This window comes from Corynebacterium sp. ACRPO (genome assembly GCF_022347205.1).
Classification (GTDB): domain Bacteria; phylum Actinomycetota; class Actinomycetes; order Mycobacteriales; family Mycobacteriaceae; genus Corynebacterium.
In genome coordinates this window covers 252,625-270,904 of the sequence record NZ_JAKRNE010000002.1, presented here as the reverse complement: position 1 = coordinate 270,904, position 18,280 = coordinate 252,625, and the positions used below count along the sequence as shown (strand labels likewise).

Sequence of the window (18,280 nt, the reverse complement as noted above, 5' to 3'; positions counted from 1 at the left end):
CGAAAGCGTGCGAGACCTTGTCCTTTTTGATCCGTGTACTGCTCCCCGATGCCCCTGGCAGCCTGGGCCAGCTTGCCGACGCCTTTGGACTCGTCGACGGCAATATCCAATCGGTCGATATCGTAGAAAACTTCCCCGACGGCACCGTTATGGATGACATTGTCATCGAGCTGCCCCAAGGCGCCATGGCCGATGTCCTCATCACCGCCGCCTCCTCCGTCGACGGCGTGGAAATTGACTCCATCCGCCCGTTTAGCGGCCGAGTAGACCGCCGCGGCCAGATTGAGCTGCTCGCGCGTGTAGCTAATGCCACCAATGTCACTGCGGCCATGGAAGAAGTAGTTGCTGCGATCCCAAGGGCGCTGACCTCGACATGGGCAATCGTCATCGATAATAACGAGCCCATCCACCGAGTTGCATCCTCCAACGCCGCCCCCGAAGATGATGGAACCGTGCCGCACGATATCGAGGTTGAAAGCGCGCGCGTGCTCAGCCCCGAGCGCGATGCATGGATTCCGGAAAGTTGGTCGCTTCTCGATTCCGCCCTGGCCGCTGCCCCATTGGGCGATACCGGCCTAGTTATCGCCATGGGCCGCACCGGCGGCCCTGACTACCTCGCCTCCGAGGTCGAGCACTTGGGCCACATCGGCACTATCTTGGGCAGCTTCCTGAAGTAACTGAAGCGAATTAGACTTCGCCGGTTTCGAGTAGTTGCTGGAATTGCGCCTCGTTGAGAATTGGGATGTCCAGCTCGCGAGCCTTATCCTCCTTCGAGCCAGCCTTTTCGCCGGCAACTAGGTACGAGGTTTTCTTCGACACCGAACCGGTGGCCTTGCCGCCGCGCGAGACAATAGCTTCTTTCGCGGAATCCCTGGTGAAGTTCTCCAAGCTGCCGGTAACCACAATGGTCAAACCCTCGAGGGTCTGCTCCTTGTGATCCTCGGCCGCTACCTCCATGGCCACGCCCGCAGCAGCCCATTTGTCCACAATCGTGCGGTGCCAATCCACCTCAAACCAATCGTGGAAGGATTGCGCGATGGTCATGCCGACGCCATCGACCTCTGCAAGCTCCTCCGTCTTCGCAGCGCGCAGCTTGTCCATGGATCCATAGCGGGAAGCAAGCGCCCGAGCCGCAATCGGGCCCACGTGACGTATAGACAGCGAGACCAAGACGCGCCAGAAGCCGCGTCCCTTTACCTCCTCTAGGTTGTTTAGCAAGTTCTGGCCTGCCGTATTGACCTTGACATTGCCCTCCTTCTTAGAGCGCTTGTCTTTGGTGTCCTTCTTTGCGGTATAGACATCTGAGGCCAATAGCTTTTCCGCGGTGAGCTCAAAAAGCTCCGACTCATCAACGAGAATGCCGTTGTCGATCAGATCCATCGCACCCTTCTCGCCCAAAGCCTCAATATCCAACGCCTTGCGGGAAGCCAGATACTCCAGGCGTGCCGAGAGCTGCGCCGGACAGGACTGTGTATTGGGGCAACGCCAATCGGCGTCGCCGTCCTTCTGCGGGGCCAATTTCGTACCACACGCGGGACAGTTCTCTGGGAAGGTCCACTCATACTCGCTACCATCGCGCTGCTCGCGCACCGGCCCAAGGACCTCCGGAATAATTTCGCCCGCCTTGCGGATAATGACGGTATCCCCGATGAGCACGCCCTTGCGCTTGACCTCGGATTGGTTGTGCAGGGTTGCCATGGACACCGTGGAACCGGAGACAAAGACCGGCTCCATAATGGCGAAGGGCGTCACTCGCCCGGTACGCCCTACCCCCACCTCAATATTCTTGAGTTTCGTGGTCACTTCTTCCGGCGGATACTTATAGGCAATGGCCCAGCGCGGCGCGCGGGAAGTCGAACCAAGTGCGCGCTGCGAAGCCAAATCATCCACCTTGACCACGAGTCCGTCCATTTCAAAGATGGCGTCGTGGCGGTGTTCTGCCCAATGCGCCACCTCTTCCTGAACCTCTTTGGCCGAGTGCACCTGCTTGGTATACGGGGAAACGGGTAGCCCCCAAGCCGCAATCGCCTTATAGGCATCGTGCTGTGAGCTGGGCGAGAATCCCTCGCGCGCACCCAAGCCGTGGCACACCATTTTCAGGCGGCGTTTTTTCACCTCGGCGGGATCCTTCATGCGAAGTCCACCGGCCGCGGCATTGCGCGGATTAGCAAATTTATCCTTGCCCTCAGCCACGCGTTCCTCATTGATCTCCTCGAAGTCCTCGGGGCACATATATACCTCGCCACGGATCTCGATAAGCTCCGGAACTGGGTATTCATCAGTCCCCGTCAGCTCGTGCGGAATATCCTCGATTACGCGTGCATTGGCAGTGATCTCCTCGCCCACCGTGCCGTCGCCACGAGTCGCAGCGGTGGTCAAACGCCCATCACGATAAACCAAATCGATAGACAAACCATCAATCTTCAGCTCAGTGAGATAAGTTTGTGCCGGAGTTCTATCCAACCAATCCTGCATCTCGCCAGCGCTAAAAACATTGTCCAAGCTCATCATGCGCTCAAGGTGCTCAATATCTTCGCCGCCGCTCGGAGCGGCGCCTACCTGCTGGGTGGGCGAATCAGGCACGGCAAGCTCTGGGTGCTCTTCTTCTAGCGCAAGAAGGCGCTGAAAGAGTGCATCAAAGTCGGCGTCGGGAATAGCCGGCTCACCGTTGTAGTACAGATTGCGGTGGCGGCGCACTTCCTGCGCGAGGTCATTCCATTCACGGTGCAGATCAACTGGATTAGTCACGCTGCACAAGTGTAGCTATCCCTCGTGTCGGGGCTAGCTACTAAGGTATGAATCATGAACTTCGACGCCTCCCGCATGCTCGCCTTCGACCTTGAGACCACCTCGGCCAACCCTAAACAAGCCTGCATTGTTACCTCTGCCCTAGTCCGCATTGACGGCCGCGATGTGCAAAAAATTGAGCACCTAGCCGATCCCGGAATCGAAATTCCACAGGAAGCGACCAATGTCCATGGAATCACCACGGAAAAGGCCCGCGCAGAGGGCCGCCCTCACGAAGAGGTACTGAAAGATACGGTCGAGGCAATCAAGACTGCATGGGAGGATGGCCTGACGCTGATCGTCTACAACGCAGCATTTGATCTCACCGTATTGCGCAGCCTGACCGGCGATTTTACGGTGACCGGCCCGGTCTATGACCCCTACGTGATTGACCGTGTCAGCGATAAGTGGCGCAAGGGCAAGCGCACCCTCGGTGCTGTGTGCGAGCACTATGGCGTTGAGCTTGGCAATGCTCACGAAGCTACTGCCGACGCCCTCGCAGCCGCCCGCGTGGCTTGGAAGCAGGTTCGCCAGCACTACCCCAACCTGGCGCAGATGGAGGAAAACGAGCTCATGGAGTTCCAAGCCGTCAAGTGGTACGAGGACCGCGTCGCCTTCAAAAAGTACCTGGAAGGCAAGGGCCGCGATGCCTCGGATGTCTCGACGGCGTGGCCGCTGATCGGATAAAGTCTCCCAAATCTCCACTTCGAACCGAAAGTCTCCCAAATCTCCGACAAAACGGGTTACACTAGCCGCATGGACAACCCATTCCGCCCGACATTCGGCGCCCCTCCCCTGTTCTGGGTCGGCCGCGGCGTCGTGCTCGATAGTTTCCGCACTGCCCTCGATGGTTCAGCAGGTAATGCCTCCCGTTCCATGGTGCTAAGCGGCGCTAGGGGCATCGGCAAAACGGTCCTTATCAACGAGTTGGAAGATATTGCTGAAGCGCGCGGTTGGGTAACGCTACGCGCCTCCGGGCGCTCCACCATGGTGGAGGAACTGGTCAACACCACGATTCCGAGGCTTCTCGAGCGGCTTTCGCCCAGCGATAAGAAGAAGGTCAGCCGCATCGGCATCGGCGGCGTAGGATCGATCGGTTTCGACCACCAGAATGAAGCCCGCTTCACCCCCACGTTGAATACTCGCCTACGCGAGCTTTCCTCCAAGCTGAAAGGCACCGGCATCCTCCTCACCATCGACGAGGTTCAAGACGCCGACGTCGAAGACCTCACCACCATCGCCGTGGCCTACCAAGACTTGGTGCGCGATGAAATCGATATCGCCTTGGTGGCCGCTGGCCTGCCGCAGGGGGTCAACCACTTGCTGGACCTGCCCGGGGTAACCTTCCTGCGCCGGGCCCAGAAATTCGTGCTCGGCCCCTTGTCGCCGGCCAATGCGGAGCAGGCCCTAGAGCACACGGCCTCGGGGTCGGGGCTGGAGTTTAGCCACGAAGCGATTACGGACGCCGCCGCGCTCACCCGCGGCTACCCCTACCTCGTGCAATTGGTCGGCTCACTGGCGTGGGAGCGCAGTCGCCGCAACCAAGAAGGCGGCATTTCCCAGCAGACAATCGCCTCTATCGCCCCAGATGCAATATCGATCATGGGCGCGCAGGTGCACCAGCCTGCGACGCTAGCCCTGCCGCCGGCGCAGCGGGAGTTCCTGGAAGCGATGGCCGCAGTCGAAGTCGATGGCATCGCCACCATCGCAGACATCGCGGGCCACATGGACCGCACGGTGCGCTCACTGTCGGCCACCCGCCAGCGGCTTATCGACGCCGACCTCATCGAACCCACCGCACACGGCAAGCTGTGCTATGTCATTCCCTATATGGGCGAATACTTCACCACCACGGATAGCCGCGGGCGCGTCGATTAAAGATCGCCGGCGTCGCGAATGAGGATGCCCGCCACCTCAGCGGCAAAAGAATAGCTGGGCGCGGCCTTTTCCACCGGCCACGGGAAGATATCAACCTGTTCTGGAATTCGCTCCCGCGACAGGCCCATGCGGTCGAAGTGCTGTGCAATAGAAATAGCCTCCGTGCGAGCATCGTGCCCTGCCACGCCCAATCCGACGCGAGCGCCGCCATCAATCCACTGCCCCAAGTCATCGAGATGCTCGGGCGAGGCTAGACCAGCAAAATCGAGCAGCACCGTCTTCGCCGCCACTTCCCATAATGGCTCGCGAAGCCGAAGGTAGTCCGCGCCAAACTCCGCCAGTGTCGCATTGACCTGGTCTGCGGGAAAAGCCCTGATCGTATCAAAGTCGGTGGTGCCTGGAAGGGCGCCCGAAAGGACGTCGGCAAGCAGGGGCTCGTCCAGCTGCACAAGAACCTCGGCCCCAAAACGCTGCGCCACCTGTGCCTTGTGTTCCTGAATTCCGGCCAATAGTGCACCACACAGGTCCCGGAAAGCACCCAAATCAGTAATCGCGCGGTGCCCGTTTCCTAGCTCCACAGCGGCCGCCAAACTCCACGGGCCTACCGCTTGGACCTTGATACGGGGAACTGACTCGCCCCACACCTCCTGAATCTCGTCCAGGTCCCGGCTCATCTGGTCGACAACCCGGTGCGAAATGAGCTGCGGCCGATCACTGAGCACCCATGAGCGCGGTCCGCGGTCAATGGAGACAGCTTCCAACAAGCCCGCAGTGCGCCCAATGGCCCCAGCATAAATCCCGCGGTCCGGTAACTGCGGAAGGTGCGGGAGACCACCCGTCTCCCCCATCACGATGTCTGCCGCTTCACTCATGGAGTATCCCGGCATAGGGCCTAAGCCAAAAGCGTCCATATTCACCTCGGCGCTAGTATTATTTCTCAGAATTATCTATCCGATACGCGACGTATCACTTCGAAAGGAACCTTACTATGGGCGTGGAAAAATACTCCGGCTGGACCTTCTACAACGAGTGCGAAATTCCCCAGGACATTTCCACTGTTTTGGCCGAACAGGAATATCCCGTCTGCGCTTTCAAGACAGTCCGCGATGCCGCCGTATTTACCAATAGGCGCCTCATCATCCGCGACGCGCAAGGCCTTACAGGCAAAAAGGTAGAGATGTACTCCCTGCCCTATTCCTCCATTAACATGTGGTCCACGGAAAACGCGGGAAAGCTCCTTGACTTCAATGCTGAGCTGCAGCTGTGGACTAGGGCTGGCGAATTCAAAATCAACATTGGCCCCAATATCGATGTCCGAGCGCTAGACCGGCTCATTGCCAACTGCGTGCTTAATTAGTTCCACAGATGGTGCCGGAGCCGATGACGATGTCTCCCAGCTCATCCGGCGAAGGAAAGTACAGCACCGCCGCTTGGCCGCGGGCGACACCAGATAGCGGCTCCTTGAGTTCGAGGTGCATTTCGTCCGCCTCGCGGTCAACGTGGGCGGTACATGGCACCACGGAGCCGTGTGCGCGCACCTGAACCTCGCACTCGAAATCCCCATCCATGCCTGGGTGGAGGTACTTCAGGCGATCGGCCTGAATCGAGGTTACGGCCAAGTCCTCGCGGGCGCCGACGGTAACCGTGCCGGTAGCAGCATCAATATCGGTGACGTAGCGGGGGCGGCCGTCGGCAGCCGGCGCCTTAATGTCCAGGCCCTTGCGCTGGCCGATGGTGTAGTTCCACGCGCCATCGTGCTCCTTGAGCTCCGTACCCTCTTGATCCACGATCATGCCGGGGCGCAGCCCAATGCGGGCACCCAAAAAGGCCTGCGTATTGCCGTCTGGAATAAAGCAGATGTCATAGGAATCCGGCTTCTTCGCGGTGGAAAAGCCATGCGCCGCAGCCTCTTCGCGGATCTGCGGCTTGGGGGTGTCGCCGATGGGGAAAAAGCAATGCTCCAACTCTTCGGCAGAAATCACGCCGAGCACATAAGACTGATCCTTATTCTCGTCCAAGGACCGGCGCATATAGCCGTCCTCATCGATGGTGGCGTAGTGGCCCGTCGCAACCGCATCGAAGCCAAGCGCCATGCCCTTTTGCAGCAACGCCCGGAACTTAATCTTCTCGTTGCAACGCAGGCAGGGATTGGGGGTCTCGCCGCGGGCGTAGGAATCCACGAAGTCTGTGATGACCTCTTCTTTGAATTCTTCCGAAAAGTCCCAGACATAAAAAGGAATGCCCAGCTTATCGCAGATACGACGGGCGTCGGCCGAATCCTCCAATGAGCAGCATCCGCGGGCTTTTTCCCTGGTCTGCTGCGCGTCTTTGTGCAGGGCGAGGTGAACGCCAATCACCTCGTGGCCGGCTTCTACTGCACGGGCGGCGGCAACCGATGAGTCCACGCCGCCGGACATGGCAACCAATACTCGCATTGTGCTCCCCATTTCACCTTGACTACAGGCCCGAAAGTCTACTCCCTAGCCCCAACGCGGTTTAAATCGAATCCATTCCCTAAGCTTGTGTGACATGGGCAGAAAGCGAGCTTCCACCGATCCGGGAATTACCGGCACCTACGATATTTCTACCGGCACGGCCGAGGTTGTACCGGATGAGTTTCGCGACCGCGCCTATATTCTCAACGTTAATGGCGTGCCGAGCAGCCACATTGTGCTCGGTGAGCCAGAAGAGCTGGAGTTTGAGTACATGCGCTGGATTGCGGCGGCGGTTGAGCACCTCAATTCTCGGCCCGCGAATAAGCTCCGCGTCACCCACCTAGGCGGCGCGGGCTGCTCCCTTCCTCGCTACTTCGCAAGCAAGCTTCCGGGCAGCCGCCACACAGTGGTGGAGCTGGACGCCAAGCTGGGCGAATTGGTGCGTACGCTTTTCGACGTCCCTCGTTCCCCCACCGTCAAAATCCGCGCCGGCGAAGCACGCAAAGAAACCGAGGGGTTCCTGCCGTCCAGCCGCGACATCATCATCCGCGATGTCTTTGCTGGCGACAAGACACCAGCCAACCTCACCACTGTGGAGTTCTTTAAGGCGGCAAAGCAATCGCTTGCGGCGGGTGGCCTCTACGTAGCCAACTGCGGAGACCATTCCGATCTACAGCTGGCGAAGAGCGAACTGGCGGGACTAGATCAAGTATTTGATCACCTCGCCGTCATCGCAGACCCACCGATGCTCAAGGGTCGGCGCTACGGGAACATCATTTTGGTGGCTTCGGATAAAGAAATGCCAGCCGAGGGCTCCGTCGAAGCCGCCCAGCTGGCAAAGGCACTCTTAGGCGGGGCCGTGCCCGCCCATTACAAAGACGAGGCCTGGACCCGCGCGTTTTTCACCGGTGCTACTGCAGTACGCGATTAAGCAGCGTAGCTACTTGTCCCGCGTCAAAATCGGGTACGTCAGCGCCCGCGTTCTTGGCGGCATTCTTAGCTTCCGATACCTCCGACTCGGAGACGTTGCCTGACTTAACGTTGTTCACGTGACCGGCATTGTCCAGCAGGATAGCTAGGTCGCTGACGGAGAAGTTGCCCTTGGCCATATCGCCCAGGTCCTCCACTGGAAGGGCGTCCTTGTCTTGCAGGGTCTTTACGAAGCCAGCCAAGCCCTCCGCCGCTTGGGGATCGAGGCCGGACTTTTCGGCGGCGTCGGCAAGCTGCGGAATCGCAATCAGCCCCGCCGCCAAGGCCAAAATAGCACCGATGAGCGGCGTACTATCGGAGCTCAAATCAAGCCCATCGCTCACAACCAGCTGCTCTAGCGCGCCGCCCACGTCTACGTAGTTGCCGTCACTGAAAGACTGCAGCTGCTGCTTCGAACCATTAAACAGGTTCATGTCGACGTCGGTAGGAATGCCTGCCACCTTGCCGGAGCCAGAGCGCTGCCAGAAGGATAGCTTGTTCCAACCGCCTACGGCATCGGGCGCTTGATCTTGGTAGGCCGCGAGCCACAGTGGCATATCCGAGAACTTCTGGGAGTTATTCATCTGCCCCATCCAGAAGTACTTGTAGGTGTAGATCATGGGCGTGCGACCGGTAAGACGCTTGAGCTCGCTAGTAAATTCTTCAATCCACTGCTCCAGCTGTGCCGCAGACTTTCCTTCCGCCACCTCGATATCAAGTGCAGGAGGCAATGTCTGATCCGGGGCTAGGGCGATCTGCGCGGCAAAATTGGCCGCCTGAGTCTTGGCGTCGCCAGCCGGACGTGCGTAGTGGTATGCACCGGTCTTGAGTCCAGCAGCATTAGCCGCCTGAATATCCTCTACATAGTGGGGGTTTACCCAATCACCGCCCTCGGTAGCCTTCACGAATGCAAAGGACTGACCGTCGGTACGCACCTTTGACCAATCGATAGGTGTACCGCCTGGATGCTGGTGCGCTGCAACGTCAATGCCCTTAGGTGCACCGAGGCTCACCGCCTGGGCGACGGCGGTACCACTTACGGCTAGCGCAGCCACGGTGACCACCGCAGTAATGCTCTTTCGGAGTGCCTTCTTTGATGTCATGCGCGTGAGTCTAGCAACGCCTTCACTCCTGTCACATCTTTAACACGCGCCACTTGAAATAATTTTCTTTACCTCCATTTCACCCCCTCTTGGAATACATCCTTTTAGAACATATCTTTGCCCACACCCCTTGCAAAGGGGCAGGGCACGCCTTAAAATATTCACCATGAAGTTAAGTACACATGTTCTACAAATCGGGGGATTTCATCTTGGACGCCTACTACATAGTCAATGACCCCAACGATCCGCTTGCAGTTAAAGCCACAGAAATCAGAAAACAAGATTACCTATTCTGGAATGAGGTGAAGCCAGACCTAGAAGAAGATTTCGACATATCTTGCCACACACTTTCCACCCGCACGGGCTTAAGCGAGCGGCGCACGCGAGACATAACAATGGCCCTTTATCGACTCGCAGAGCTACCACTGACAAAGGCGCTCCAGGAAACCTATTACTTCCTGGATTTCTCTCGTCTTATTACTATCGACGCCGTGCTTAGCAAGCTGGGCGACATCCCGACCGAAATTCTCGAGCGGATAGACCAAGAGCTTGCGCGTTACCTGACCCCCACGAAGCCCGGCCAGGTACTGCCTTCGAATACCAATTTGCGGCGAAAGCTAAATGGCCTCATCGCTGTGGAGGACCCACACCCCAATGAAGATAAGGAGCCTGATGCAGGGAACGACTCCTATTTCACCTACCACAGTTTCGGCGGGAAGGCTGGGCTAGCAGTGGAGTTCGATGAAGCTACCATGCTAGCCATCGATGAACACGTTAGTAAGGCAGCCGAAGAGCATAACCTCACGAAAGCTGAAGCCCTAGCCAAGTTGATTCTGGGCGAAATTGAGTCGCGGGCAAAAGTGGTTCTTCATATGTACCGAGCCCTCGACCAGGAGGCTGCTCCCGCATTTATCCGGGGATTCGGATGGGTAAGCCCTGAGACCGCTGACAGTCTGCGTCCCACCCAGACGCGGGATATGGACCTTGCAAAAAGGATGGAGAGCGAAAGCTACGTTACTCCCCCACTCGTTGGCGCCTACGTGGAAGGCCGCGATGGCGTGTGCCGCTGGCCAGGTTGTAATCGCCCCGCAGAGAACTGCCAAAAGGACCACCGGATTGACCATGCACAGGGAGGAAGAACGGCGGGGAGCAACTTGGCATCACTCTGCCAGCATCACCACAACATCAAAACCGATGGTGGTGCCTTCTACATCATGGATCCGCATACTGGAGACATAGTATGGCTCTTTGACGATGGCCGCTGGGAATACGATGAGCCCCAAGGACCGCTAGCGCCCAAGAACAAGAACTGGGCGCTAACGGTAGGCCAAGCTATCGCCGCCCGGCGAGCTGCGGCGAAAGAAAGGAATGATAACTAGACGGAACGGGCTCGTGAAATAACCTCCGGAAGATGAGCCAAGACGTAGTCAACATCCTCTTCCGAAGTAAGCCTACCGAGAGTAAAACGCAGGGAACCGATTCCTTCCGCCTCACTTACGCCCATTGCCTCGAGGACATGAGACATGCGGTTTACGCCAGCGCTGCAAGCACTGCCGGTAGAGGCCTCGATCTGCAATGAATCCAGCAGCATGATGAGGCTATCGCCATCAGCACCGGGGAAAGAGACGTGCAGGTGGGAAGGCAAGCACGGCTCAGCGGAATTGACCACCACGTCATCGATGGTGGCGAGGATTCCGGCGCGCAGCTTATTGCGGAGAGCGGCAATTCGCTCGCCCTGGGCGGTGATTTCGGAGACGGATTCCTCCAGCGCCGCAGCTAGACCGGAAGCGCCCGCCACGTCCACGGTGCCAGGGCGGATGCCCCGTTCTTGGCCGCCGCCGTAGGCGATCGGCTGTGGCGCAGGACTGCGCTTGGCCAAAAGCAGACCGATGCCGCGGGGACCGCCGAACTTGTGGGCACTGGCGGCGAGGCTGGTGACCCCTAGCGAGGAAAAGTTGATGGGGACTTTGCCCACGGCTTGGACCGCGTCGACGTGCACGGGTGTGCCTGTCGCATTCGCACGTGTGGCTATCTCTTCGATGGGCTGAATGGCCCCGGTCTCGTTGTTGGCCCACATGCAGGTAGCGACGTCGGCAAGCGTGTCTAGGGCCGATAGATCTGCAATGTGCCCGGAACGGTCGACGGGAAGGATATCGACGACCGCTCCGGTTTTCTCCAGCTTAGAGACGGTATCGCGCACGGCCGGGTGCTCAATATCGGTAGAAATAATGCGGTTTGTTTGCCCAGCCGCGTAGAGACCTTGAATGGCGATATTGTCCGCCTCGGTGCCAGAAGAGGTAAAGATGACCTCGATGGGCTCGCAGCCGAGGAGGGAAGCCACCTTTTCACGGGCATCATCCAGCACGGACCGAGCCTTGCGGCCAGAACCATACTGCGCGCCGGAGTTGAGGGAGCCAGCCGCCGCCACCCACGCGTCAATCGCGCTCTGACGCATCGGCTGGGTAGCGGCATAGTCAAAGTAGTGCGGCATTACTGGCGCGCCTTCAGTTCCTCGGTCAGGGCGGGTGCGATTTCATGCAGGTCGCCCACGACGCCGAGATCAGCGATCTGGAAGAACGGCTCATCCTGGTCTTGGTTGACTACCACAATGGTGCCGGAAGTCTGCATGCCAGAGGTGTGTTGGATAGCGCCAGAGATACCCAAGCCGATGTAGAGGCCGGGCGAGACGGTAACACCGGTCTGGCCGATCTGATAGGCGGCGTCATAAAAGCCTTCATCGACGGCGTCGCGGGTGGCGCCGACTGCGGCCCCGAGGGCGTCGGCAAGCGGCTCGACGACGGCACCGAACTCGTCGCCCACGCCACGGCCGCCGGCGACGACTGCCTTGGCCTCGGTAATTTCCGGTCGTGCGGACTTCTGTGCCGGAGTAAAGGAAGTTACCTTGACGTCTTTAGCCGTGGCGGCCGGCAACGGCATCGGCGCCGGCTGTGCCTCCACCTGCTGTGGCGCAGCCTCAACCGCACCCGGGCGAAGGGTGTAGATCGGGCACTGACCAGCGGCGGTGGAGGTGGTCTCATAGGAACCACCGAAAATGCTCATCTGGGCGGAGCCATCGGCGGCGATGCCATTGACATTGACCAGTGCGCCAGAGGCGAGGCGAGCCGCGAGGCGGCCGGCAATCTCGTTATTGGCCGGAGTTGCGGCCAGCACGATGGGCGCTGGGTTCGCAGCGCCAAGCGCATGCAGGGCATCGACCTCCGGGGTAAGGAAACGCTGTTCATAATCCTCGGCCGTTGCCTGAACTACCTGTGCGGCGCCGAGGGCGGCAAGGTCGGCATCGAACTTATCGGTCTGCTTGCCGACGACCACTGCGGACACCGTACCCAATTCCCGCGCGGCCGTAATCAGCTCGCCGGTAACGGGAAGGAGGTTGTCCGCGTCGTGCTCAACTAGTACGTAAACGTGCGACATATCTACTCCTAAATCAAGTTCTTTGCGGACAGGAAATCAGCGATCTTCTTCGCTGCATCTTGCGGGTTGGGCTCCGAAATAACTTCGCCGGCGGTGCGCGGTGGGCGCTTCTCAGCAGCCGAGACAGAGGTCGTCGGCGCGATGGCCTCGATGCCCAGGTCAGCCAGGGTGAAGGTGGTGATTTCCGCCTTCTTAGCTGCCATCAGGCCCTTGAAATTGGGGAATCGTGGCTTGTCACTCTTATCGTTCACCGTAACGATCGCCGGCAGTGGCGCCTCGAGTTCCCAGGTGCCGCGCGCGTCATCGCGGGTGCCCTGCACGGTGCCGTCAGCTAGCTCTACTTTGTGCAAGCCGGTAAGGGCCGGCAGCTGGCGGTATTCGGCAAGAAGGCCGGCAAGCAGGCCGGTGGAGGCATCGGAAGCCTCGGTGCCGGCGGTGATCAGCTGGACGTCGTCAAGCTTATTGAGCGCGGCGTTGAGGGTCCACGCGGTCGATAGCGCGTCCGCTCCGGCCAAGGAATCATCGGAGACGAGCACGGCATCGTCGGCGCCCATAGCCAAAGCCTTACGCAGTGCCTCGTCGGCCTGGGCCGGCCCCATCGTCAGTGCTACGACTTTGTAGCCCGCATCGGGGTTATTGTCGCGCAGTCGCAGGGCTTGTTCCACGGAGTACTCATTAACCTCATCAATGACGTTATCCACGGAGGTGCGATCCAGGGTGTGGTCATCGTTCAAAGACTTGGTAGACCACGTATCCGGCACGTGTTTGACCAGAGCCACAATAGTTGGCATTGGGCACTCACCTTTCCGATATATTTATGTTGCGTAATTATCCTCGGACGATGATACTCGGGGTTGACACAGCAAGGCGATTCCCTGTGAGCCAATTCGCGTAATGATGACCGCAAAAGGCTTCGATCCCTTCAGCTTCATCTTCTTCCGTAGCTGGTCAGGGTCCACCTCTACCCCGCGTACAAGGATTTCTAGGCTTCCCGCGTCATAGGATTTAAGTACGGATTTTAATCTCTTTAGGGGTACTTTTTCTATGAATGGAAATCCCGAAGTTCCCTCCGGAATCCTCTCTCCTGTCAGGTATGCGATGCGCGGATCGATTTGATGCAACCCTTCCCTGGCCGCGTAGTGCTGGACCAACCCCGCTCGAACGATGGCCCCATCCGGGTCGATGAGATAACTGCCAATGTCTCCAGCATCGGGTAGGTTGTCTGCGTGGTCGTCGAGGACATCCAGCTTGCCTCCGCGAATCATCACTGCCCTTCGGCCGCTTCCAAGGCCTGGGGTATAAAGGCAGGCTTCTTTTACCCCGCCATCGACGCTCGCGACGGCGACGAGGCCGTCCCACTCGCTGAAATCAAGACCAGGCGCGCACTTGATGGCCAGTTCCTTGTCGCGATGCTTATCGACGACCTCCGGGAGCGGTGGCACCAAATCCTCCGGCCGCGTGATTCGCCTGCCACCGGCGCGGCGGGCCGGGTCTGCAAGGAGAACATCGGCGGTAGTAGTAGTCGTCAGCGCATCCGCGAGGAAAATCTTGGCGGAGGAGAGATTGTGCCTCGCCATTCTTACCCGTGATTCATCCAGGTCCGAGCCACAATAGTCGAGCGGAGAATTATAGCCTTCCGTGCCGATGGAACAGGTGACGTCGTGGACGCTGCGCACGCCCTGTTCGGCGAGGAAATTCGTCCGATACGCCGCCACTTCAATGGGGGTTGCTTGCTGGGCGGAGTCTGCATCCATAAGCCAATCGTGCGGGAGCTTGCCGGAACTGCGGGCGGTTACCAGCTCCATGACCGCGCGGCCATACTCACCGAACTTAGCTTTGAGGATTTCGGTGTCTTTCAGCCGAGAAGCCTTGCTTAAGGTGAGGTCGAGGTGTGCTATTTCCTCTTGATGTTTGGCAAGGAAGTCGACTTCTGCGGGGGTATAACTCATATTCGGTCTAAAGGGGTGGTGGAAAAGAATTCGCGGTAACGGGGGTCTTCGCGTGGATCCCCAATGACGGGGCGCAGGTCCGAAAAGGACGCATCCTCTAGGACCTCTTGGACGGAGGAATACTTGCTCAGCCTTTGCATCTGTGCCCACGTGGGGATGGCAAGGCGCACCAACCCGGCGCGCCAGCCGTCCAGGATGAGCTGCGGGGGGAACCATCCGGCATCGTCTGCTTCATCGGTATCCCCATCGGGTTCTTGGCCGGAGGGCAACACCCCAACGAAGAAGAAGGTGTCGAACCAATGGCTTTTCCCCTTTCCTACCCAGCGCGCCCAAGGAAGGAGCATATCGGCGTCGACCCGCATTCCGTTATTGCTGAGGAATTCGGTAAAGGAAATGGTGTGGTTTTCGAGGAGTTTTCGCTCTTTGTGATAGCGCCGCGCATTGGAGACGATACCGTCCTCGCGGATGGCGAAAAGGGTGCCGGCCTCTTCGAAGAGCTCGCGGGCAGCGGCGAAAACGAGGGCGTGGGCTTTGTACTTGGTCACGCCCATCCGGCGTGCCATGGAGATGACAGACTTTCCGGCCCACAGCTCGCCCGAGTCCCAGGCACGCGGCGGAAAGTCACGTGGGTCTACACCGCCGCCCGGAAATACTGAATGCCCCGGGTAGTTATGCATGGTGTGGACGCGCTCTTGTACCCACACTTCAAGACCGTCAGCGCCGTCCCGCAAGAGCAGGACGGTTGCCGCTAGGCGCCCACCGTGGAAGCCGGTGGTATCGCTGGCGTCAATGGCATCGAGACGGTCATGAAAAGGATTGGTCATAGAGAAGCTCGGCGGGCGAAGTATCGCTGTCCAATGCGGTCCACCTGAATAGGCTGGTGGAAGGCGCGAGTCAGATTTTCGGAGGTGAGGACGGAATTAATCAGCCCTTTTGCCACAACTTTACCCTCATCCAACAGCATGGCGTGGGTGAAGCCATAGGGGATCTCCTCCACGTGGTGGGTGATCATGACAATCGCTGGGGCATCGGGATCCATAGCTAGATTGCCAAGGTAGCCCACGAGGTCCTCGCGGCCTCCTAGGTCCATTCCGGCGGACGGCTCATCGAGGATGAGCAACTCCGGGTTCGACATAAGTGCGCGAGCGAGGACGACGCGCTTCTTTTCTCCCTCAGACAGAGTTCCCCAGGTGCGCTCTTTGAGGTGGGTGGCGCCGACTTGGGCCAAGATGTCATCCGCGCGGGAAAAATCCATGTCCTGGTATTCTTCCCGCCAGCGGCCTAGCACTGCGTAACCGGCGGAGACAACTAGATCGTCTACCCGCTCAGTGTCCGGGATGCGCGATTGCACCGCCGCGGAGGAGATGCCGATAAGCGCGCGCAGATCGCGCATGTCGGTTTTGCCGATTTGCTCTCCCATCACAAAGGCGGTGCCTTTCGAAGGGAACTCTTCGGCCGCAGCCATGCGCACCAGCGAGGTCTTGCCCGCGCCATTGGGGCCAATAATGACCCAGCGCTCATCGAGCTCTACTTGCCAGTCCACGGGTCCGACGAGGGTCTTGCCGCCGCGGCGCAGTTCTACGCCGCGAAAATCTACGAGCCAATCTTGATCAGTGGGAGTTACGTCGTTCACGCCTTCCATTGTGACTGATTTGTTCTTTGCCCGGTGAAATTGACACAGCTGCATTAGTCTTATGGGCATGACTACTCGCCTTGGTATTGACGATGTCCGCCCGCTTATCTCCGCCGGTTCTGTAGCCTCCAAAGCCGTTGTAGGCGAGGTAATTCCTGTCACCGCCCTAGTCTGGCGCGAGGGCCACGACGCGGTCTCGGCAACCCTGTCTGCGTGGGCGGCACGGACCACGGCTACCTCCTCCGTCACCATGCAGATCGACCCTAATGACCAAGATCGCGTACACGGCGTATTTACCCCGGGCACCCAAGGCACCTGGTACTTCCGCGTCGATGCCTGGTCCGATCCCATCGCCACGTGGAAGAACGCGGTAACCAAGAAGATGGCGGCTGGGCAATCGGCTGCTGAGCTTGCCAATGACCTGCAGCATGGCGCGGATTTGTTTTCTCGCGTGGCTCTGCAAACCCCGTCGGATGTGGTGGAACCGCTCTTTGTGGCTGCGCGGGATTTGGAGGATGAGTCCTTGGACGTCGATAAGCGCGTGCAGGTAGCGCTCTCGGAAGAGGTAGCAGGCATCCTGCACTCGCATCCCTTGCGCGACCTGCTGGTAGAGGGCGCAATCCACGAGGTATATGTGGAGCGCCGGGCCGCGCTCTATAACTCGTGGTACGAGCTTTTTCCCCGCTCCACGGGAGGCTGGGATGAAGAGGGAAATCCAGTCCACGGCACTTTTGACACCACTGCCAAGGCACTGGAGCGGGTGGCCGATATGGGCTTCGATACGGTGTATTTTCCGCCCATTCATCCCATCGGCAAGGTACACCGCAAAGGAAAGAATAATTCGGTCGTTGCCGAGCCCGGCGATGTGGGAAGCCCCTGGGCCATCCAAGACCACTCCACCACCCATCCGGACTTGGGCACCATGGAGGATTTCAAGAAACTAGTCTCCCGCGCCCAAGAACTCGGCCTGGAGGTAGCACTCGATTTCGCTCTTCAGGCATCGCCCGATCACCCGTGGGCTAGCAGCCACCCAGAATTTTTCACCGTCCTTCCAGATGGCACCATCGCCTACGCCGAGAACCCACCGAAGAAGTATCAGGATATCTATCCACTTAACTTCGATAACGCTCCTGATGCCATCTACCACGAGATCTATGAGACCTTGATGATTTGGGTGGAAGCCGGAGTGAATACATTCCGCGTGGATAACCCACACACCAAGCCGGCAAACTTTTGGAACTGGCTGATTACCCGCGTGCATGCCACCCATCCGGATGTCATCTTCTTGGCCGAGGCCTTTACCCGCGCGCCTCGCCTCTTCGGTCTAGCGAAGGCGGGTTTTTCCCAGTCCTATACCTATTTCACCTGGCAGACCTCTAAACATGAGCTCACCCAGTTTGGCCAGATGCACGTCGACCAAGCAGATATCTGCCGCCCCAACCTCTTTGTTAATACGCCGGATATCCTGCACGAGTCCCTGCAGACTGGCGGGCGTGCGATGTTCGCCATTCGCGCGGTCCTAGCCGCCACCATGTCGCCACTATGGGGCGTGTACTCCGGCTTTGAGCTCTACGAGCACACCCCGGTAGCCCCAGGCTCCGAGGAGTACCTCGACTCTGAGAAGTACGAACTGCGCCCGCGCGATTTTGCGGCGGCGGTTGCATCGGGAGATTCCCTTGAGTCCTATATCCGGCTGCTCAACCAGATCCGCCGCGATAATCCCGCTTTGCAGCAACTGCGCACCCTGCGGTTCCATGACACCGACAATGAAGCCATCATTGCCTATTCGAAGGCGGATCCAGCCTCCGGCAACGTAGTCCTCGTTGTGGTCAACCTGGATCCGCGCAATGCGCAGGAAGCCACCGTCACGGTAGATATGCAGGCTATCGGCCGCCACCCCGGCGAGTCCTATACCGTCCAGGACACGATTACCGGCTCTGCCTACCACTGGTCCGAGCGCAACTTCGTGCGCTTAGAGCCGCTTCGCGACGTCGCCCATGTCTTCGTCCTTCCCCCTGCCGACCACGCCCTCCAAGAACAGCTCACCTGGCGCGTAGTTAGCGACTATCGCCCGTAAACATTCGCCCACCGGAC

Annotated in this window: 17 protein-coding genes; 7 read left to right on the top strand and 10 right to left on the bottom strand. The window is 59.0% G+C overall.

Annotated elements, in window-relative coordinates:
• Window positions 1-17: 17 nt before the first annotated feature.
• Window positions 18-677 carry an amino acid-binding ACT domain protein gene (locus MHY22_RS02905; RefSeq protein WP_239277990.1) on the top strand — a complete coding sequence of 220 codons (660 nt, stop codon included), beginning with the start codon at window positions 18-20 and terminating at the stop codon, window positions 675-677.
• Window positions 678-687: 10 nt separating this feature from the next.
• Here the strand turns inward: MHY22_RS02905 and ligA are convergent, their stop codons facing one another.
• The gene (gene ligA, locus MHY22_RS02900) at window positions 688-2,757 is read right to left on the bottom strand and encodes an NAD-dependent DNA ligase LigA (protein ID WP_255717956.1); all 2,070 of its coding nucleotides are present in this window, start codon (window positions 2,755-2,757) and stop codon (window positions 688-690) included.
• A 45-nt stretch (window positions 2,758-2,802) separates the two neighbouring features.
• On the opposite strand from ligA, the gene MHY22_RS02895 reads away from it, so the two are divergent.
• Entirely contained in the window at window positions 2,803-3,474 is a 672-nt protein-coding gene (locus MHY22_RS02895) for a 3'-5' exonuclease (RefSeq protein WP_239277988.1), read from the top strand.
• Window positions 3,475-3,543: 69 nt separating this feature from the next.
• Window positions 3,544-4,665, top strand: a complete 1,122-nt coding sequence (locus tag MHY22_RS02890; RefSeq protein WP_239277987.1) for an ATP-binding protein — start codon at window positions 3,544-3,546, stop codon at window positions 4,663-4,665.
• Here the strand turns inward: MHY22_RS02890 and MHY22_RS02885 are convergent.
• A complete protein-coding gene (locus MHY22_RS02885; RefSeq protein ID WP_239277985.1) occupies window positions 4,662-5,576 on the bottom strand; it encodes a methionine synthase in 915 nt (304 codons plus the stop codon). The genes MHY22_RS02890 and MHY22_RS02885 overlap by 4 nt on opposite strands.
• A gap of 77 nt (window positions 5,577-5,653) precedes the next feature.
• Here MHY22_RS02885 and MHY22_RS02880 point away from each other — a divergent pair, with 77 nt between their 5' ends.
• Window positions 5,654-6,022: a PH domain-containing protein gene (locus MHY22_RS02880; RefSeq protein WP_086588761.1), complete on the top strand. Its 369-nt coding sequence runs from the start codon at window positions 5,654-5,656 to the stop codon at window positions 6,020-6,022.
• On the opposite strand, the gene mnmA is transcribed toward MHY22_RS02880, so the two are convergent.
• Window positions 6,015-7,100: a tRNA 2-thiouridine(34) synthase MnmA gene (gene mnmA, locus MHY22_RS02875; RefSeq protein ID WP_239277984.1), complete on the bottom strand. Its 1,086-nt coding sequence runs from the start codon at window positions 7,098-7,100 to the stop codon at window positions 6,015-6,017. The two genes, MHY22_RS02880 and mnmA, sit on opposite strands and share 8 nt — an antisense overlap.
• Window positions 7,101-7,194: 94 nt before the next feature.
• Between mnmA and MHY22_RS02870 the strand changes: the two genes are divergently transcribed.
• Complete coding sequence (locus MHY22_RS02870) at window positions 7,195-8,031, top strand: spermidine synthase (RefSeq protein WP_239277983.1); 837 nt, start codon at window positions 7,195-7,197, stop codon at window positions 8,029-8,031.
• On the opposite strand, the gene MHY22_RS02865 is transcribed toward MHY22_RS02870, so the two are convergent.
• On the bottom strand, window positions 8,012-9,172 hold the full coding sequence (locus MHY22_RS02865) for a glycoside hydrolase family 25 protein (RefSeq protein WP_049378395.1): 1,161 nt from the start codon (window positions 9,170-9,172) through the stop codon (window positions 8,012-8,014). The two genes, MHY22_RS02870 and MHY22_RS02865, sit on opposite strands and share 20 nt — an antisense overlap.
• Before the next feature lie 209 nt (window positions 9,173-9,381).
• Here MHY22_RS02865 and MHY22_RS02860 point away from each other — a divergent pair, with 209 nt between their 5' ends.
• Window positions 9,382-10,551 carry an HNH endonuclease signature motif containing protein gene (locus MHY22_RS02860; protein ID WP_239277982.1) on the top strand — a complete coding sequence of 390 codons (1,170 nt, stop codon included), beginning with the start codon at window positions 9,382-9,384 and terminating at the stop codon, window positions 10,549-10,551.
• Here the strand turns inward: MHY22_RS02860 and MHY22_RS02855 are convergent.
• From MHY22_RS02855 to MHY22_RS02830, 6 genes are read right to left on the bottom strand one after another with little or no spacing between them, the layout of a single operon-like run.
• The gene (locus MHY22_RS02855) at window positions 10,548-11,663 is read right to left on the bottom strand and encodes a cysteine desulfurase family protein (protein ID WP_239277981.1); all 1,116 of its coding nucleotides are present in this window, start codon (window positions 11,661-11,663) and stop codon (window positions 10,548-10,550) included. The genes MHY22_RS02860 and MHY22_RS02855 overlap by 4 nt on opposite strands.
• Entirely contained in the window at window positions 11,663-12,604 is a 942-nt protein-coding gene (locus MHY22_RS02850; RefSeq protein WP_239277980.1) for an electron transfer flavoprotein subunit alpha/FixB family protein, read from the bottom strand. The genes MHY22_RS02855 and MHY22_RS02850 overlap by 1 nt, the downstream gene beginning before the upstream one ends.
• Before the next feature lie 8 nt (window positions 12,605-12,612).
• Window positions 12,613-13,395 carry an electron transfer flavoprotein subunit beta/FixA family protein gene (locus tag MHY22_RS02845; protein ID WP_225747081.1) on the bottom strand — a complete coding sequence of 261 codons (783 nt, stop codon included), beginning with the start codon at window positions 13,393-13,395 and terminating at the stop codon, window positions 12,613-12,615.
• Window positions 13,396-13,419: 24 nt separating this feature from the next.
• Window positions 13,420-14,553: an SAM-dependent methyltransferase gene (locus tag MHY22_RS02840; RefSeq protein ID WP_239277979.1), complete on the bottom strand. Its 1,134-nt coding sequence runs from the start codon at window positions 14,551-14,553 to the stop codon at window positions 13,420-13,422.
• Window positions 14,550-15,377, bottom strand: coding sequence for an NUDIX hydrolase (locus MHY22_RS02835; protein WP_239277978.1), 828 nt, complete (start codon window positions 15,375-15,377; stop codon window positions 14,550-14,552). The genes MHY22_RS02840 and MHY22_RS02835 overlap by 4 nt, the downstream gene beginning before the upstream one ends.
• The gene (locus MHY22_RS02830; RefSeq protein ID WP_239277977.1) at window positions 15,374-16,195 is read right to left on the bottom strand and encodes an ABC transporter ATP-binding protein; all 822 of its coding nucleotides are present in this window, start codon (window positions 16,193-16,195) and stop codon (window positions 15,374-15,376) included. The genes MHY22_RS02835 and MHY22_RS02830 overlap by 4 nt, the downstream gene beginning before the upstream one ends.
• Window positions 16,196-16,253: 58 nt before the next feature.
• On the opposite strand from MHY22_RS02830, the gene MHY22_RS02825 reads away from it, so the two are divergent.
• Window positions 16,254-18,263, top strand: coding sequence for a maltotransferase domain-containing protein (locus tag MHY22_RS02825; protein WP_239277976.1), 2,010 nt, complete (start codon window positions 16,254-16,256; stop codon window positions 18,261-18,263).
• Window positions 18,264-18,280: the final 17 nt, after the last annotated feature.

Excerpts from the sequence above, each read along its gene's own strand:
- MHY22_RS02895 (WP_239277988.1), top strand. The coding sequence starts at position 2,803 with ATGAACTTCGACGCCTCCCGCATGCTCGCCTTCGACCTTGAGACCACC.
- MHY22_RS02890 (WP_239277987.1), top strand. The coding sequence starts at position 3,544 with ATGGACAACCCATTCCGCCCGACATTCGGCGCCCCTCCCCTGTTCTGG.
- MHY22_RS02885 (WP_239277985.1), bottom strand. The coding sequence starts at position 5,576 with ATGGACGCTTTTGGCTTAGGCCCTATGCCGGGATACTCCATGAGTGAA.
- MHY22_RS02880 (WP_086588761.1), top strand. The coding sequence starts at position 5,654 with ATGGGCGTGGAAAAATACTCCGGCTGGACCTTCTACAACGAGTGCGAA.
- mnmA (WP_239277984.1), bottom strand. The coding sequence starts at position 7,100 with ATGCGAGTATTGGTTGCCATGTCCGGCGGCGTGGACTCATCGGTTGCC.
- MHY22_RS02870 (WP_239277983.1), top strand. The coding sequence starts at position 7,195 with ATGGGCAGAAAGCGAGCTTCCACCGATCCGGGAATTACCGGCACCTAC.
- MHY22_RS02865 (WP_049378395.1), bottom strand. The coding sequence starts at position 9,172 with ATGACATCAAAGAAGGCACTCCGAAAGAGCATTACTGCGGTGGTCACC.
- MHY22_RS02855 (WP_239277981.1), bottom strand. The coding sequence starts at position 11,663 with ATGCCGCACTACTTTGACTATGCCGCTACCCAGCCGATGCGTCAGAGC.
- MHY22_RS02850 (WP_239277980.1), bottom strand. The coding sequence starts at position 12,604 with ATGTCGCACGTTTACGTACTAGTTGAGCACGACGCGGACAACCTCCTT.
- MHY22_RS02845 (WP_225747081.1), bottom strand. The coding sequence starts at position 13,395 with ATGCCAACTATTGTGGCTCTGGTCAAACACGTGCCGGATACGTGGTCT.
- MHY22_RS02840 (WP_239277979.1), bottom strand. The coding sequence starts at position 14,553 with ATGAGTTATACCCCCGCAGAAGTCGACTTCCTTGCCAAACATCAAGAG.
- MHY22_RS02835 (WP_239277978.1), bottom strand. The coding sequence starts at position 15,377 with ATGACCAATCCTTTTCATGACCGTCTCGATGCCATTGACGCCAGCGAT.
- MHY22_RS02830 (WP_239277977.1), bottom strand. The coding sequence starts at position 16,195 with ATGGAAGGCGTGAACGACGTAACTCCCACTGATCAAGATTGGCTCGTA.
- MHY22_RS02825 (WP_239277976.1), top strand. The coding sequence starts at position 16,254 with ATGACTACTCGCCTTGGTATTGACGATGTCCGCCCGCTTATCTCCGCC.